At 70.3% G+C, this 15454-nt stretch carries 18 protein-coding genes and 2 pseudogenes; 13 read left to right on the forward strand and 7 right to left on the reverse strand.

Translation table 11 applies throughout. The features are described 5' to 3' along the window. Window positions 1-93: 93 nt before the first annotated feature. From ACIPJI_RS12435 to ACIPJI_RS12450, 4 genes are read right to left on the reverse strand one after another with little or no spacing between them, the layout of a single operon-like run. Window positions 94-1158: an NAD(P)H-dependent flavin oxidoreductase gene (locus ACIPJI_RS12435; protein WP_402246017.1), complete on the reverse strand. Its 1065-nt coding sequence runs from the start codon at window positions 1156-1158 to the stop codon at window positions 94-96. Then, window positions 1155-1925 carry a CoA-transferase gene (locus ACIPJI_RS12440; RefSeq protein WP_356624658.1) on the reverse strand — a complete coding sequence of 257 codons (771 nt, stop codon included), beginning with the start codon at window positions 1923-1925 and terminating at the stop codon, window positions 1155-1157. Before ACIPJI_RS12440 ends, ACIPJI_RS12435 begins: the two co-directional genes overlap by 4 nt. After that, entirely contained in the window at window positions 1922-2785 is an 864-nt protein-coding gene (locus ACIPJI_RS12445; RefSeq protein ID WP_307704755.1) for a CoA transferase subunit A, read from the reverse strand. The genes ACIPJI_RS12440 and ACIPJI_RS12445 overlap by 4 nt, the downstream gene beginning before the upstream one ends. After that, window positions 2782-3537 carry an enoyl-CoA hydratase family protein gene (locus tag ACIPJI_RS12450; protein WP_402246019.1) on the reverse strand — a complete coding sequence of 252 codons (756 nt, stop codon included), beginning with the start codon at window positions 3535-3537 and terminating at the stop codon, window positions 2782-2784. Before ACIPJI_RS12450 ends, ACIPJI_RS12445 begins: the two co-directional genes overlap by 4 nt. A 75-nt stretch (window positions 3538-3612) precedes the next feature. Here ACIPJI_RS12450 and ACIPJI_RS12455 point away from each other — a divergent pair, with 75 nt between their 5' ends. The 7 genes and pseudogenes from ACIPJI_RS12455 (at window position 3613) to ACIPJI_RS12485 (ending at window position 8677) form a co-directional block, all read left to right on the forward strand. Continuing rightward, window positions 3613-4389, forward strand: coding sequence for an SDR family oxidoreductase (locus ACIPJI_RS12455; protein WP_307704753.1), 777 nt, complete (start codon window positions 3613-3615; stop codon window positions 4387-4389). 112 nt (window positions 4390-4501) lie between these two features. Further along, window positions 4502-5416: an SDR family oxidoreductase gene (locus ACIPJI_RS12460; protein ID WP_402246022.1), complete on the forward strand. Its 915-nt coding sequence runs from the start codon at window positions 4502-4504 to the stop codon at window positions 5414-5416. 246 nt (window positions 5417-5662) lie between these two features. Beyond that, on the forward strand, window positions 5663-6070 hold the full coding sequence (locus ACIPJI_RS12465; RefSeq protein WP_402246023.1) for a hypothetical protein: 408 nt from the start codon (window positions 5663-5665) through the stop codon (window positions 6068-6070). A 268-nt stretch (window positions 6071-6338) separates the two neighbouring features. Further along, a complete protein-coding gene (locus ACIPJI_RS12470) occupies window positions 6339-6770 on the forward strand; it encodes an NfeD family protein (RefSeq protein WP_356624648.1) in 432 nt (143 codons plus the stop codon). Between the two features lie 3 nt (window positions 6771-6773). Further along, on the forward strand, window positions 6774-7814 hold the full coding sequence (locus tag ACIPJI_RS12475) for an SPFH domain-containing protein (protein ID WP_402246025.1): 1041 nt from the start codon (window positions 6774-6776) through the stop codon (window positions 7812-7814). A gap of 70 nt (window positions 7815-7884) precedes the next feature. Then, window positions 7885-8144 (forward strand): annotated as a pseudogene (locus ACIPJI_RS12480) (ABC transporter permease); the annotation flags it as partial. A gap of 335 nt (window positions 8145-8479) precedes the next feature. Then, entirely contained in the window at window positions 8480-8677 is a 198-nt protein-coding gene (locus ACIPJI_RS12485; protein ID WP_356624646.1) for a DUF1272 domain-containing protein, read from the forward strand. A 199-nt stretch (window positions 8678-8876) separates the two neighbouring features. On the opposite strand, the gene ACIPJI_RS12490 is transcribed toward ACIPJI_RS12485, so the two are convergent. Continuing rightward, on the reverse strand, window positions 8877-9272 hold the full coding sequence (locus ACIPJI_RS12490) for a hypothetical protein (RefSeq protein WP_402246027.1): 396 nt from the start codon (window positions 9270-9272) through the stop codon (window positions 8877-8879). Window positions 9273-9513: 241 nt separating this feature from the next. Here ACIPJI_RS12490 and ACIPJI_RS12495 point away from each other — a divergent pair, with 241 nt between their 5' ends. The 3 genes from ACIPJI_RS12495 (at window position 9514) to ACIPJI_RS12505 (ending at window position 11796) form a co-directional block, all read left to right on the forward strand. Then, on the forward strand, window positions 9514-9948 hold the full coding sequence (locus ACIPJI_RS12495; protein WP_356624644.1) for a VOC family protein: 435 nt from the start codon (window positions 9514-9516) through the stop codon (window positions 9946-9948). After that, window positions 9884-10342: a LysR substrate-binding domain-containing protein gene (locus ACIPJI_RS12500; protein ID WP_402246029.1), complete on the forward strand. Its 459-nt coding sequence runs from the start codon at window positions 9884-9886 to the stop codon at window positions 10340-10342. The genes ACIPJI_RS12495 and ACIPJI_RS12500 overlap by 65 nt, the downstream gene beginning before the upstream one ends. Window positions 10343-10515: 173 nt before the next feature. Continuing rightward, the gene (locus tag ACIPJI_RS12505; protein ID WP_402246031.1) at window positions 10516-11796 is read left to right on the forward strand and encodes a wax ester/triacylglycerol synthase domain-containing protein; all 1281 of its coding nucleotides are present in this window, start codon (window positions 10516-10518) and stop codon (window positions 11794-11796) included. A 141-nt stretch (window positions 11797-11937) separates the two neighbouring features. On the opposite strand, the gene ACIPJI_RS12510 is transcribed toward ACIPJI_RS12505, so the two are convergent. Continuing rightward, window positions 11938-12330, reverse strand: a complete 393-nt coding sequence (locus ACIPJI_RS12510; protein ID WP_356624639.1) for a VOC family protein — start codon at window positions 12328-12330, stop codon at window positions 11938-11940. Window positions 12331-12542: 212 nt separating this feature from the next. Beyond that, window positions 12543-13565: pseudogene (locus tag ACIPJI_RS12515) on the reverse strand (zinc-dependent alcohol dehydrogenase family protein). 172 nt (window positions 13566-13737) lie between these two features. Here ACIPJI_RS12515 and ACIPJI_RS12520 point away from each other — a divergent pair. The 3 genes from ACIPJI_RS12520 (at window position 13738) to ACIPJI_RS12530 (ending at window position 15438) form a co-directional block, all read left to right on the forward strand. Beyond that, complete coding sequence (locus ACIPJI_RS12520) at window positions 13738-14661, forward strand: helix-turn-helix transcriptional regulator (protein WP_402246033.1); 924 nt, start codon at window positions 13738-13740, stop codon at window positions 14659-14661. Window positions 14662-14746: 85 nt separating this feature from the next. Then, on the forward strand, window positions 14747-15049 hold the full coding sequence (locus ACIPJI_RS12525) for a helix-turn-helix transcriptional regulator (protein ID WP_307704736.1): 303 nt from the start codon (window positions 14747-14749) through the stop codon (window positions 15047-15049). Continuing rightward, complete coding sequence (locus ACIPJI_RS12530) at window positions 15046-15438, forward strand: VOC family protein (RefSeq protein ID WP_307704735.1); 393 nt, start codon at window positions 15046-15048, stop codon at window positions 15436-15438. The genes ACIPJI_RS12525 and ACIPJI_RS12530 overlap by 4 nt, the downstream gene beginning before the upstream one ends. Window positions 15439-15454 lie beyond the last annotated feature (16 nt).

The following is a 15454-nucleotide window of genomic DNA, read 5'->3' on the forward strand; positions in this document are numbered from 1 at the left end:
CCACTACGGGCCCGTCGCTCCGGCGGAAGACCTGGACCGGCCCCGGTGCCACGATCCCGGGGCGTGTCCGGATACGGAACGGGCCGCGGTCCTTCAATGCGGGGGGAGAAGTGAGCGGAGGGTGGCGTGTGCTTCGGCCATCACGGAGTCCACGAGCTCGGCGCAGGACGGCAGGTCGTCGATCAGCCCCGCGACCTGGCCGGCCGCCATCACACCGGCGTCGGCGCGCCCTTCGACCATCGAGGCCTTCAGCATCATCGGGGTGTTGGCGGCCAGCAGTACCTGACTCCAGGACAGCTCCTTGCCGTGTCTCATCGCCAGGCCGTCACGCACCATCTGCGCCCAGCCCATGCCGCTCTCGCGCCGGAAGGCCGCGGCGTGGCGGACCGCCCGCAGCAGCGAGGCGGCCCGGCCCGAGCGTTCCAGCGCGTCGACCAGCTCGGTGCGCAGCATCCGGTGGGGCAGGCCGTCCACCTTGGTGGTGACGGTGACGTCCTGGACGGTCGCGGCCAGATACCTGGCCTTGACCGCGTCGGGGACGGTGCTGTCGGAGGTCAGCAGGAAGCGGGTGCCCATGGCGATTCCGGCGGCGCCGAAGGCCAGTGCCGCGACGAGACCGCGCCCGTCACGGAAGCCGCCGGCGGCGATCACCGGGATGTCGACCGCGTCCACGACCTGGGGGAGCAGGACGGTGGTGGCGACGGTACCGGTGTGCCCGCCGCCCTCGCCGCCCTGCACCACCACCGCGTCGGCGCCCCAGGCGGCGACCTTCTCCGCGTGCCGCCGGGCGCCGACGGACGGGATGACGACGACCCCGGCGTCCTTCAGTCGCGCGATCAGCTCCCGGGAGGGCGCGAGCGCGAACGAGGCGACCTTGACGCCCTCGTCGACGATGATCCGTACCCGCTCGGCAGCGTCCGCCGCGTCCGCACGGAGATTGACGCCGAACGGCGCGTCCGTACGGGACCTGACCTCGCGCACGGCCGAGCGGAGCCGGTCCGTGGTCATGGTGGCGGAGCCGAGGATCCCCAGCGCACCCGCGTCGGCGGCGGCCGCGACCAGGCGAGGTCCGGCCACCCAGCCCATGCCGGTCTGCACGACGGGGTGCCGGACACCGGCCAGTTCGGTGAGCGGGGTCCTGATCGTGACGTCGCTCATGCGGCCGGTACCTCGCGGTCGCGCAGCGCCGCCGGGTCGACGACCTCCCGGATCAGCCGCAGCTCCTCGGCGGTGGGCTCGCGCGTGGGCGGAACGTCGTCGGGGACAGTGAGCGTGAAGCCGGTGGCCGCGACGACCTGCTCGACCGTGACTCCGGGATGCAGCGAGCGCAGGCGCATCGTCCGGTCCGGGGTCTCGAAGTCGAACACGCCCAGGTCGGTGATGACGTCCGGGACGCGGTGGAAGCGGGTCGCGGAGAGGCCGGCCGCGGCGGCACGGTCGAAGCCGACCCCGCACACCATGTCGACCCGCTCGACGAAGACCCGGGGGGAGTGCCGGGGCACCCAGTAACTCGTCGGATTGTTGAGGGTGTTGACCGGGGCGCCGCGCACGCCCAGCAGCTGTCTCTTCGGCCGGCTCCACTCGCCGACGCAGGAGATGTTCTGGTTGCCGTGCCGGTCGAGCTGGCTCGCGCCCATCATCACGTGGCGTCGCCCGGTGGCGACCAGGGCCAGGTGCTGCCGGTAGGGCAACCAGCCCTCGATCACCTGTGCCGTGGTGCCGACCGCCGGTACGTCGCCGATGAGCAGCGCTTCGCCGTCCGTCAGCAGCAGGTCGGGGGAGAAGGTGAGCTTCGCCAGCCGGGCCCCGATCGTGGGGACGGTGCCCATCGGGGCGGCCAGGACCTCGCCCGCGCGACGCCAGGCCTCGGCGCACGCCACCACGCAGTGTTCGGCCCGCGTCGCCTGCGTCGTGCCGCCGCTCATGCTTCCTCCTCGTGGAACGCCGCCACCGCGGCCCGGTACGTGTCCTCGTCGCCCGACAGGAACCGCTCGCCGAAGGCCCGCCAGGCCTCGGGGTCGCGCGCCGCGTGGGCGTAGGCGCGCTGGAACACCTCGTCGCGGTCGTGGTCGGGGGCGCAGGAGGTGAAGTGCGCGCCGTTCGGGGCCTCGACGACGCCGTTCACGAACGCGCGCTTGACCAGCAGGGACTGTGGACCGGAGTCCCCCCGCAGGTCGGCGGTGTCCACGATCCGCTCGCAGGAGACGTACGCCGCGTCGGCGGCCTCGCAGAACAGATCGTCGAAGTACGGGTCCGGTCCCAGGTACTGGGCGTTGCCCTGCACGTCGGCCCGGTTCAGGTGGACGAGAGCGGCGTCCAGCCGCAGGGCCGGGACCGCGACCAGTTCCTCACCGTCCTCGTACGGGGAAGTGACCGTGCGCAGCGACGGGTTGACACTCATCACGTCCGAGGCGAGACCGGCCCGGACCGGCATGAACGGCAGCCGCTGAGCTGCTGCGGTGAGGCCCCACATGACCATGGCCTCGTCCAGCTCCACCATCTCGAAGGCGGCGCGCTGCCGGGCCGCCCCGAAGTGCGGTTCGAGGGGGATGGAGTCGAGTGTCGCGAACGCCGCGACCAGCTTGCGGATCTTCCCTGCGGCGGCGAGCAACCCGACGTCCGGGCCGCCGTAGGACACGACGGTCAGATCGGTGACGTCCGAGCGCAGCAGCGCGCGCACGAGCGCCATCGGCTTGCGCCGCGAGCCCCAGCCACCGATGCCGATCGTCATCCCGCTCTCGAGGCGGCCGGCCACTTCCTCGGCGGTCATCGTCTTGTCGCTCACCGTTCCTCCTCCTTGGACGAGACGAACGCGTCGCGGTGTCTGTCGGCGACGCCGCCGAGGTTGGCCTCGAAGGTGAAGCCCTGCTCGAAGCGGTAGCTGCGGCGGACGTCCACCGGGTCGATCCCGTTGATCGCGGCCTTGGCGAGGCGGATCAGAGAGCCGTCCTTGGCGGCGATCTCCTGGGCCAGTTCCAGTGCGGCGTCGTGGAGATGCTCGCGGGGGACGACCCGCCACACCGAGCCGTGCCGGTGCAACTCGTGGGCGGTGGCGGTGCGGGAGGTGTAGTACAGCGCCCGCATCAGATGCTGGGGGACCAGCCGGGAGAGGTGGGTCGCCGCGCCGAGCGCGCCCCGGTCCAGTTCGGGCAGTCCGAAGGTCGCGTCGTCGGCGGCGACGATGGCGTCGGCGTTGCCGACGAGGCCGATGCCGCCGCCCAGGCAGAACCCGTGCACGGCGGCGACCACCGGGACCTCGCAGTCGTAGACCGCGGCGAACGCCTCGTAGCAGCCGCGATTGGCCCCGATCAGGGCGTCGTACCCGGCCGTGCGCTGCAACTCCTTGATGTCCACACCGGCGTTGAAACCGCGGCCCGCGGCCGTGAGCACCACGCAGCGCACCGTCGGGTCGGCACCCGCGGCGCGCACCGCGGCGGCCAGGTCGTACCAACCCTGTACGGGAAGGGCGTTGACCGGCGGGAAGTCCACGGTGACGACGGTGATGCCCTCTTGCGGGGCGGAGGTGGAGACACCCATGAGCACATAAGACCTTCCCACCAAACGTTTGTTAGGCGAAGGTAGCAGTGGATCCCTCGCTACGGGAGGTGCCAATTGGCAGCGATCACCGACCTGTCCGGCTCCGTCACCGTCGTCACCGGCGGGACCCGGGGCGTCGGCGCGGGCATCACCCGCGCCCTGCTCGAAGCCGGTGCGCAGGTCGTGACCTGCGCGCGACGGGCCCCGGACAAGCCCGTCGAGGCCGCCGGGCGCACAGCCCGCTTCCTCCCGGTCGACGTCCGCGAACCGGAGGCGATCGGTGGATTCTTCGAACGGGTACGGAGCGACTACGGGCGGCTCGACACCCTGGTCAACAACGCCGGGGGCACTCCGTTCCGGATGCTCGACGAAGGCGGGGCCGAACACCATTCCCGCGTCCTCGAGTTGAACCTCCTCGCGCCGCTGACCGCCTCGCTCGCCGCCTACCAGGTGATGCGCCGTCAGAGCGGGGGCGGATCGATCGTGATGGTCGGCAGCGTCAGCGGGACCCGCCCGTCCCCGGGGACCGCCGCGTACGGAGCCGCCAAGGCGGGCCTGGAGAACCTCGCCCGCTCCATGGCCGTCGAATGGGCGCCCCTCGTCCGGGTCAACACGCTCGTCCTCGGCATGGTCCGCACCGAACTGTCCCATCTGCACTACGGGGACGAGGAAGGCATCGCCGCCGTCGGCCGCACCGTGCCGCTCGGCCGGCTCGCCGATCCTGCCGACGTCGGCGACGCCTGCGTCTTCCTCGCTTCCGACCGCGCCGCCTACATCAGCGGCGCCGCCCTGCACGTCCACGGCGGAGGCGAACGCCCAGCGTTCCTCGACGCCGCCACCGTCAACAACTGACCGCCCCGGCAGGGCGACGCGTGCGTCCGCACGTCCGCCGCCCTCGTCGCGTGGCCCGGGGCGCCGGACCCGGGCGACCGCCTGAGGACAAGCTCACCGAAAGGACACAGCCATGACCACCGGAATCTGCGCCGGGCGCGTCGTCGTCGTCACCGGGGCCGGCCGCGGGCTCGGACGTGCGCACGCCCTCGCCTTCGCCGCCGAGGGAGCGAAAGTCGTCGTCAACGACCTCGGGGTCGGCCTCGACGGCACGGGAGCGGCCTCGGGGCCCGCCCAGCAGGTCGTCGACGAGATCCGCGCGCTCGGCGGGGAGGCGGTCGCCCATGACGGGGACATCACCACCGCCGACGGCGCGACCTCGCTCATCTCCCTCGCGGTGGACACCTTCGGCCGCCTCGACACCCTGGTCAACAACGCCGGGTTCCTGCGCGACCGCATGCTCGTCAACCTGGACGAGGACGACTGGGACGCCGTCATGCGCGTCCACCTCAAGGGCCACTTCCTGCCGCTCAAGCACGCCGCCGCGCACTGGCGCGCCGAGACGAAGGCCGGCCGTGGACCCGACGCCCGCGTGATCAACACCAGCTCCGGCGCCGGCCTGATGGGCAGTGTCGGCCAGGGCAACTACGCCGCCGCCAAGGCCGGGATCATCGGCCTGACGCTCGTCGCCTCGGCGGAGATGGCGCGCTACGGCGTCCAGGTCAACGCGATCGCCCCGGCCGCCCGCACCCGGATGACCGAGCAGACCTTCGCCGACACCATGGCCGCCCCCGAGGACGGCGCGTTCGACGCGATGGCCCCGGAGAACGTCTCCCCGCTCGTCGTCTGGCTGGGCTCCTGCGCCTCTGCGGGGGTCACCGGCCGGGTCTTCGAGGCCGAGGCCGGCCGGATCACCGTCATGGAGGGCTGGCAGCCGGGTCCCACCGCGGACAAGGGCGCCCGCTGGACCCCGGCCGAGGCGGGCGGGACCGCCCTGAAACTCCTGGCCGCGGCCGGGACGCCCCAGCCGGTGTACGGGACGCGGTAGCTGCCGCCGTCCTTGCCGGCCCGCCGTCAGGGCGGAGTTCCTCAACGGCCCCGAGGGCCGCAGGCCGCGGCCCTCGGGGCCGCTCGGCATCACGGTCCGGCCGAGCCCTGGGACGGGGGACGGCCGGGCGCCTCGGCCTCACAGTCCCAGGCAGGAGGCCGAAGCGCAGCGAGCTCTCCGCCGGTGAAGGTTCCTGGGCGTTGACGCGAGAGCAGAGTTGTCAGAGCCCCGTCGGACAATGCATGCGTGAGCCTGTACTACGAAGTGGTCTTCGCCTGTTTTCTCCGGGATGCGACACCTGAGCCGGTCCTGGCCGCGCTGCGGTGGCACACAGGCGCAAGCGCGGACCGTCCGCCGCACCTCGATGCGAACGAGCACCCGTACCCGCTGCTCGCCGCGAGCCCCGACAGCTGTCTGCCGGGCGGTGAATTCGCTTTCCTGCAGCGCCAGTCCCGCGGAAGCTGGGATGCGTGGGGGCTGTTCACCCGTAACCTCTGGCTGGACGACGACATCGGCGAACTCGTCACGGTCCTGAACCTGCTGGCGCCCCACGTCGAAGACCCCGGATACGGCGGATACATGCGCGAGGAGGGGGACGCCAAGCCGTCGATCTTCACGTTCCGCGACGGGGCCTATGGTCTGGAGGCGGACTGACGTCGGGCCTCGATCCCGCATGGAGCCGTGAACGTCACTCCACCTCGCCACCGGGCAACGTGCGCTACGCCGATCGTGCTCTCGCCGACCCCATGGCCTCCGAGGGCTGGATCGCCGAATGTGCACGGGAGAAGCCGGATTCCCAGAACGGGTAAAATCATCACAAAGCTCCAATTTTGATCCGAGTGCCGCTCGCTTCACGGCAATGACGTGACCAAGGGGCAAGGACCGTCCATTCGCACACCCGCACTCGTCAGGAGGGCTGCTGGTGGATCCGTGGCTGATCTGGTTGATCATCGGAGCGGCACTGGCTGTGGCGGAGATCTTCACTCTCACCGCCGCGCTCGGAATGCTGGGTGGGGCGGCATTGGTCACGGCGGGATTCGCCGCGGTAGGACCTCCGCTGCCCTGGCAGTTGCTGGTCTTCACCGTCGTCGCCACAGTCAGCCTGCTGTTCCTGCGCCCCGTCGCATTGCGCCACGTGCGCCGGCCTCAGGCGGAGCGGTTCGGCGTGGACGCTCTGGTCGGAAGGGCTGCCTATGTGGTCTCGGAGGTGACAGCCCTGGGTGGCAGGGTGCGCATCGGCGGCGAGGAATGGACGGCCCGCCCCTATGACGAGACGCTGGTGATCCCTCCCGGAACGACCGTCGACGTCATCGAGATCAGCGGCGCCACCGCCCTCGTCCACCCCCGGGAGTGAACCATGGAAGTCTCGGCGCTCCTCATCGCCGGCCTGATCGTCGCCGTCTTCGCCGTCTTCACCGTGATGCGGGCGGTGCGCATAGTGCCCCAGGCACGCGCACGCAATGTCGAACGGCTCGGCCGCTACCACCGCACCCTGCAGCCCGGCCTCAACGTCGTGGTCCCCTACATCGACCGCGTCCATCCACCGATCGACCTGCGGGAACAGGTGGTGTCCTTCAGGCCGCAACCGGTCATCACCGAGGACAACCTGGTCGTCGAGATCGACACTGTCATCTACTTCCAGGTCACCGACCCTCGGGCGGCTGCCTATGAGATCGCCAACTTCCTGCAGGCGGTCGAGCAGCTCACCGTCACCACTTTGCGCAACGTGGTCGGGTCGATGGACCTGGAGAAGACCCTCACCTCGCGTGACACCATCAACAGCCAGCTCCGTGGCGTGCTGGACGAGGCCACCGGCAAGTGGGGGCTGAGGGTCAACCGGGTGGAGATCAAGGCCATCGACCCCCCGCAGTCCATCAAGGACGCCATGGAGAAGCAGATGCGGGCCGAGCGTGACAAGAGGGCCGCGATCCTCGGCGCCGAGGGACAACGCCAGGCACAGATCCTCACCGCTGAGGGCGACAAACAGTCCGCCGTCCTTCGCGCGGAGGGCAACCGTACCGCCGAGATCCTCAAGGCCGAGGGCCAGTCGCGAGCCATCGACGAGGTGTTCCAGGCCGTGCACCGCAACGATCCTGACCCCAAGCTGCTGGCCTATCAGTACCTCCAGACGCTGCCCCAGCTCGCGCAGGGCCCGGGCAGCACCTTCTGGATGATCCCCAGCGAGGTCACCTCCGCGCTCCAAGGTGTATCCCGTGCCTTCGGCGAAGCGCTGCCCCAGTCGCCGGCCACCCGGGAGAAGACCTCCGACGACAAGGCCGCCGGCGATGCCGCCGACGACGCGGCACAGGCCGCGGAGGCCGCTGCCGAGGCCCTCGCCGACGCAGCGAAGGCGGATGGTGTCGCCTCCGACGCCCTCCGCCCACGCGGCCCTCGCTGACGGTCGACAGAACCACCCAACGGGCCGCGACCGTCAACGCGCACCGACGGTCTGTCCGCGCCTGGGTCCCGAGGCCGCCGGTAACAACGCCATGCCGCTGATCTTCCTGCCACTCATCTCCAGCACGTTCGTCCCCATCGACGCGATGCCGGGCTGGTTCCAGCCGATCGCCGAGTACCAGCCCTTCACCCCCGCCGTCGAACCCTCCGCGGACTGCTCCTCGGCACCGGGATCGGCCACAACGGATGGCTCGCCCTCGCCTGGTGCCTGGCCCTGACCGTGCTCGGCTACCTCTGGTCGGCCTCCAAGTTCAACAGCGACCCCACGTAACCGCCATGACAGCGCGGGCCACCTCCCGCACCTCGCCCCGCCCCGTCGGCGTCATCAGACGGAACTCCCGTAGCACGCCGGGCCGTTCGGCCGACGCACAAGCGTGTGCCGGCTCCGGATGTCCCGGTCGTAGGTGCAGGCAGCTTCAAGTGGCTGTCTCTGTGCCGGAGCGGGGTGCCGAGGCACATCACCTTCCGCGGTCGGGAGGGGCCGCCGTGGCCGGATCCCATGGGAAGTTGGCCCTGTCGATGCTGGCAGGTCAAGATCCCTGTGCGGACAATCGGCCTCGTCCGTGCCCCATTGGGCAGTGGATTCCCGAACACGTCAGGAAAGCCATGGCCCTGGAGATGCGCGACCGCTGCGAACGATGCGAGAGCACGATGCTGCCGCCGGACTCGACCACCGCCCGCATCTGCTCGTACGAGTGCACATTTTGCGTCTCTTGCAGCCGTGCGATGCAGGACACCTGCCCCAACTGCGGCGGCGAACTTGTGGCACGCCCCCGCCGTAGGCCCACCCCTGCCGCACCGTAGGCAATCACTCGTGTCAGGCGTCACCGCATCGGAGCGCGAAGCAGAGCACCTGTGACACCTCGCTTCGCGGACGGCATCCTCGTTGTCGGAGGCCCGCGCGACGAGAATGATGCCCCTTTTGGCAGTCAAGCATTGCCGTGCAGCTGAAGGAGAGGGCTCGCGGGTGCCGGTGAACTGTGCCGCTGCCGGTCTCGTGATGTCAGACCTGGTAGGGGTACAGGGTGATGCTGTCTGATCTGGCGCTGATCTGCACCCAGGAGTCGTCCATGTTGACGCGGATCGGTGATGCCAGATCGAACAGCACGGACCAGTGGCCCATCTGGAGACAGGCAGCTCCGTCTTCCGTGACGTGGAGGAGGCCGCGCATGATCACCTGGTCGCCTTCCTGTCGGAGTTCCGGCTGGGAAGGAGAGGCCGGGTGGGTGTTCTGGCCCCAGTGGATGTCCTCGTCGACGGTCCATTCAACGAGGTGTTGGCCGTCAGCCTCACGCGGATCACCGCCCCAGAGCACCACTGCGGATCCGATGGGGGTGTGAACGCCAACCTTCATGTGCTGCTGAGGCGTCTGCGGCAGTCCCTCCGTGCGGACAAACATCGCCCCATCATCCACGAGGCCATGTGCAGGAGATCACCGCCGCCCGGACGCAAGTGCTCGGCGACGGTGGTGAGGGTGATTTGGCTACAAGGAGCGGCCCTGACAGGCGCGGGAGGCGGGCGATGAGCGACAAGAACGACGCGACCGTGGCGGCGGAGGGTCCAGGATGCGACGGGTGACGGGCGGATCCGCCTGGGGAAATGAGCGGCAGGGTCCCCCTGGTACGCGGTACGGTGCGCCGATGTCAGTGATCAAGAAGTTCCAAGTCACCTTTGACTGCGCGGAACCTGAGCGCCTCGCTCGCTTCTGGTGTGAAGTGTTGGGGTACGTCGTACCGCCGCCACCGGAGGGGTTCACCACCTGGGACGATTTCAACCGCACCCTGCCTCCTGAGAAGCAGGGATCATGGTTCGCCTGCAGTGATCCCTCAGGCGTGGGCCCGCGCCTGTACTTCCAGCGCGTCCCCGAAGGGAAAATCGTCAAGAATCGGGTGCATCTCGACGTCCGGGTCGGCACCGGGCTCGTGGGGGACGAGCGCCTCGCCACGCTCGAAGCCGAGTGCGCACGACTGGTCGCGCTCGGCGCGACCCACGTGCGAACGCTGTACGCCGATGAGGAGAACGAGTCGTGCATCCCGATGCTGGACATCGAGGGCAACGAGTTCTGTATCGACTGAACATTCTCCGAGCCGGGGAGGTGAGGAGCCACCTCCCCTGAGCCTCTCTGGTCTCGTAGGGGGCGGGAGTTACGGCCACGGACTGGGGACAGGCGATCCTGCGGGCCTGCCACCAAGCGGGCTTCACGCCCACACCCGCTACGTCACCGCCGACATTGCCGCCCAACTCACCCTCGCCCGGGCCGGCCTCGCCACCGCGCTCGTCCCCCGGACGGCAATCGACCCGACCGTACCCGGAATCCGCACGGCGCCCATCGAGGACCGCCCGATCCTGCGCCTCCTGTTTGCCGCGACCCGTCACACCGAGGCCGCGAACCCGACGACCACGGCCGTCGTCGCAGCGCTGCGCACAGCCGCGGGGCAAGGCCTCACCACGCACCTCCCGCCGGCCTAGGACAGGGACGTCGAGCCAGTTCGAACGCTTCGACTCGACTCGGTCCCGGACCGGTTCCCTCCCGTCCCAGTGCGACGTCGGGCGGCGTCGAATGCTGTCGCGCGTCCCGCCCGTCGCCGCCGAAACAGCGACAATCCGGATCAATCGGCGCTCCGGGGCGTAGGGTTCGGCGCGTGGAGGGATCGAATCGACTCAGTGCCGACGACGCCCGGCTCCTCGAGCTCGAGTCGGCGGCGATCGCCGGGCATACGCTGAAGATGATCATGCTGGAGCCGAGCGACGTCCCGCTCGACCTCGATCGACTGCGTGAAAGCGTCGACGCGAGGCTGGTGGCCGGATCGCGCGGCCGTGAGCGGGTGGCGCTCCCCGCCGCCCACTGGGTCACCGACGACGAGTTCGACATCGCCGCCCACGTCCGCCGCCGCGACGACACCGCCGGGATCGACGAGCGGGGCGCCTGGACGGTGGCGGGTGAGCTGATGTCCGAGCGCCTCGACCACCGCCGCCCGCTGTGGGCGCTCGACGTCCTCGGTCCGCTCGCCGACGGCCGCGAGGCGATCGTCGCGCGCATCCACCACGCGATGGCCGACGGGATCAGCTGCCTGCGCTTCCTCGACGAAGTCATGTGGGAGCCGTCCGGCGACGTGCCGTCACCGCCGCTTCGTGGTGGGGCTGCCGTGCCGGCGGCGGGCGGATCGCACGGCCACGAACTGCGCCGGCTTCCGGCGACGCTCCTGCGCGAGCTCGGGCACCGGGCGAAGGACTCGGTGCTCGACCGAAGGATCGGCGCGGCGCGCGAACTCGCGTTCACCACCGCGCCGCTGGTCGAGCTGAAGGCGATCGGTGCTTCGCGACCCGGCCGTGCCACGGTCAACGACGTGCTGCTCGCCTCGGTATCCGGCGGCTTGCGTGCCTGGCTGGCGGGGGCGGGTGAGCGCGTCGGCAGGCTGCGGGCCCAAGTGCCGGTCAGCCTCCACCACCGCGACGAGGGTCCGGCCGAACTCGGCAACCGCGACTCGTTCCTGAACGTCGACCTGCCGCTCGCCGAGGCCGATCCGCTGGCCCGCCTCGATCGGATCAGCGCCGGGACCGCCGCCCGCAAGGTCGCCGGCGACGCCCAGGAGCTCTACGACCTCTTCCACGCGCTCGCCCGCTGTCCGCCGCTCGAGCGCGCCGTCGAACGCATCGCCACCGGCCCGCACGAGTTCAGCCTCGCGATCTCCAACGTGCCGGGCCCCCGCGCGGCGCTCGCGGTGACCGGCCGGCCGGTCGAGAGGCTCTACTCGGCCGCCGAACCGGCGCAACGCCACGCGCTTCGGGTCTCGGCGATCTCCTACGCGGGAACGGTCGGCGTGGGGATCTGCACCGATCCCGAAGCGCTGCCCGGGATCGCCGGGCTGGCCGACGCGATCAGCGGCTCGATCGCCGAGCTGCGGCGGGCTGCGATCGGATAGCGTCCGCGCGGCGAGGTCGCTCAGGATCAACCCCGGCAACCGGCTGACCGGGCCAAGGGCTATGAGGTGGTGCAGCCGTGCCCCGTCGCACGCGGTCCGTCCACACCCTTGCGTCCGCGTAGGCCCGCGCGTTGTGCCGCGTCAGGGGCGACGCCTCGAAAGGACGCAGAACTCGTTCCCCTCCGGGTCGGCAAGGATGACCCAGCTCTCGTCGCCCGTCTGGCCGACGTCGGCGTGCCGAGCCCCTAGATCGAGCAGGCGACGGACCTCTTCGTCCTGCTCCCTGTCGGTCGGGTTGACGTCGATGTGCAGCCTGTTCTTGACGGTCTTTCCCTCAGGCACGCGCGCGAACGTCAACACCGGTGGCACCGGGCCAAGTTGGCTCTTGCCTTCAGGCGACGCAGGGGGGCCGATGGTGACAGTTCCGTCGTCGTCCTCGTCCTGCACCTCGTAGTCAAGGACCGAGCACCAGAACCGGGCGAGACCGTCGGGATCGCCACAGTCGATCGCAAGCTCGGTGAACTTACTGCTCATGTAAGGACCTCCCGGTCGAGTAGCGGGTCCGTCGAAGGACACGCTAATCGCTGCGGGGGCGTTGCCGTTGCCGATGGGTACGTACGCGAGCGGCGGTCCCGCGCGGCCTCCGGCCGAAGGTGCCCGGATGATCCCTTGGGCGACCGGTCCCTTGGCAGCCTTCAGTTGAGCTGCTCGGCCGGCCCGAAGATGAGTAGTCCCGCCGACGTGGATCAGAAGGTGAGCAGGGCCTTCACAGCGCGGCGCTCGTCCATGGCTCGGTACGCCTCGGCGGCCTGGTCGAGGGGGAGGGTGAGGTCGAAGACCTTGCCGGGGTTGATCTTCCGCTGCCGGATCAGGTCGAGCAGCTCCGGCAGGAACCGTCGCACCGGAGCAGGGCCGCCGAGTACGTGCACCTGGGATTAGAAGAGTTCCTCCCCGCTGAGCGCGACGTCATGGTTGACGCCGACGAAACCCATGTGACCGCCCGGCCGGGTGGCCCTGAGTGCCTGCTGCATCGACTCCTGGGTGCCGACGGCCTCGATGACGGAGTGGGCGCCCAGCCCGCCGGTCAGCTCCTTGATCCGGGCAACGCCTTCGTCGCCGCGCTCGGTGACGATGTCGGTGGCACCGAACTCGCGGGCCAGGTTCTGCCGCGGCTCGTGGCGGCTCATGGCGATGATCCGCTCCGCGCCGAGCTGCTGAGCGGCCAGGACGGCGAGCAGGCCGACCGCGCCGTCACCGACGACCGCCACGGTCTTGCCCGGCCCGGCCTCGGCGGCCACCGCGCCGAACCAGCCGGTGCCCAGCACGTCGGAGGCGGCCAGGAGGCTGGGGATCAGGTCCGCGTCTGGGGTGTCCGGCAGCGGTACGAGGGTGCCGTGGGCGTGCGGCACCAAGGCGCGCTCCGCCTGGGTGCCGACCTGGGCCATGAAGACGCGGTTCACGCACGAGGAGGGGTAGCCCGAGCGGCAGATCTCACAGGTGCCGCAGGAGGCGACGAAGGAGCCGACGACGTACTGGCCGGGCTTGATGTTCTTGACGCCGCTACCGACCTCCTCGACGATCCCGACGTACTCGTGCCCCATCGGCATCGGCCGGTCGACGGACTCGATGCCCCTGTAGGGCCACAGGTCCGAGCCGCAGACACAGGTCGCCGTCAACCGGATGATCGCGTCAGTGGGGGCGGTGATCTTCGGGTCGTCGATCTCTTCCACCCGGACATCGCCGGGGGCGTGGAGGATGGTCGCGCGCATGGTGCTTCTCCTTGGGGGTTGGGGTCGGTGCACCGAGGCCAGGCCGGCGATCCAGGGGCCGGCGCGGTGCCCAAAGACACGAAACCCGCCTTGCCGCATGCGGAGAAGGTCGAGGTTATGGGGGCACAAGCTCAACCTCCCTCCGCTCCGCCCCGTGGCTACCGTGGAAGGCATGGATCACCGACCCGACAACCGCTCCGACATCCGGGACTTCCTCGCGAGCCGGCGCGCCAGGATCACCCCGGAGCAGGTCGGGCTACCGACCAGCGGCCGGCGCCGGGTTCCCGGGCTACGGCGCGAGGAGGTCGCGGTCCTCGCCGGCGTGAGCACCGAGTGGTACACACGGCTGGAGAAGGGTCACGTCAGCGGGGTGTCCGAGGACGTCCTCGCCGCGGTGGCCCAGGCGCTGGAGCTGGACGAGGACGAGCGCACCTATCTGTTCGACCTGGCCAGAGCCGCCCGGCCCACCCGCCGCACTCCGCCGCGCCGCAAGGACGTCCAGGTCCCGCCCCGCGTCCAGTGGTTGCTCGACTCCATGACGATGGCCTCCGCATTCGTGCGCAACGGCCGCATGGATGTCATCGCCCACAACGCACTGGCCCGCTCCGTACATGCGCCGATGTTCGACAGCCGCACCACCCACGAGCACGGCCGCGCCAACATCGCCCGCTACATCTTCCTGGACCCCGGCGCCCGCCACTTCTACGTCGACTGGGATGCCGCCGCGGTCTCCACCGCCGCGCTGCTGCGCGCCGAAGCCGGACGCGAGCCGAACGACCGGGCCCTGCGCGAACTCATCGGCGAGTTGTCCACCCTGAGCTCCGAGTTCCGCACCCAGTGGGCCGCGCACGACGTCCGCATCCGCCACGACGGCATCAAGCGGCTCAGGCACTCCGAGGTCGGCGAGCTGGAGCTGACCTACCATTCCCTGGACCTGCCGCTGCCCAACCGTGCCCTGCACGACCTGACCATTTACGCCGCCGAACCGGGAAGCCCTTCCGAAGAGGCCCTGCGGCTGCTCGCCTCCTGGGCGGCGACCCAAGGCGCCTCGCCCCGGACGCCCCGGGAAGGCTCCCGCGACTCGTCCCACACCTGACATCGAACGGTTGAACGGTGGATCGGCCCGGGGTGGGACGCCCCTGGGCTTGATAGGCAAGTGAATACTTGCCTATGCTGTGGTCGTGGCCGACGACATCTTCAAAGCCTTGGCCGACCCCACCCGCCGCACCATCCTCGACGAGCTCGCGGAGAAGTCCGGACAGACACTGTTCGAGATCTGCTCCCGGCTGAGCATGAAGCACCAGCTCGGCATCTCGCGTCAGGCGGTCTCCCAGCACCTCGCCGTGCTGGAGGCCGCCGGGCTCGTCGGGACCCGGCGGGAGGGCCGCTACAAGTTCCACGACCTGAACACGGCCCCGCTGCGGCAGATCGCCGAGCGATGGCTCGTGTCGGACACCTCCGGACCGGAAGAGAGCACTCCATGAAGATCCATCTGACCAGCGTCTTCGTCGAGGACCAGGCCAAGGCCGAGCACTTCTACACCGAGATCCTCGGCTTCGTGAAGAAGCACGACGTCCCGGTGGGCGAGGAGGACCGGTGGCTGACCGTCGTGTCGCCCGACGAGCCCGACGGCACCGAACTCCTCCTCGAGCCGGCCGGCCACCCGGCCGTCAAGACCTACCGCGACGCCCTCGTCGAGGACGGCATCCCGCTCGCCCAGTTCGCCGTCGACGACGTGAAGGCGGAGTACGAGCGCCTGCGCGGCCTCGGCGTCCGCTTCACCCAGGAGCCCGTGGAGATGGGCCCCGTCACCACGGCCGTCTTCGACGACACCTGCGGCAACCTGATCCAGATCGCGACCAAGCCGCAGTAGGCAGCCGTACGGGTCA

The organism is Streptomyces sp. NPDC086835 (assembly GCF_044745705.1).
Taxonomy (GTDB): Bacteria; Actinomycetota; Actinomycetes; order Streptomycetales; family Streptomycetaceae; genus Streptomyces.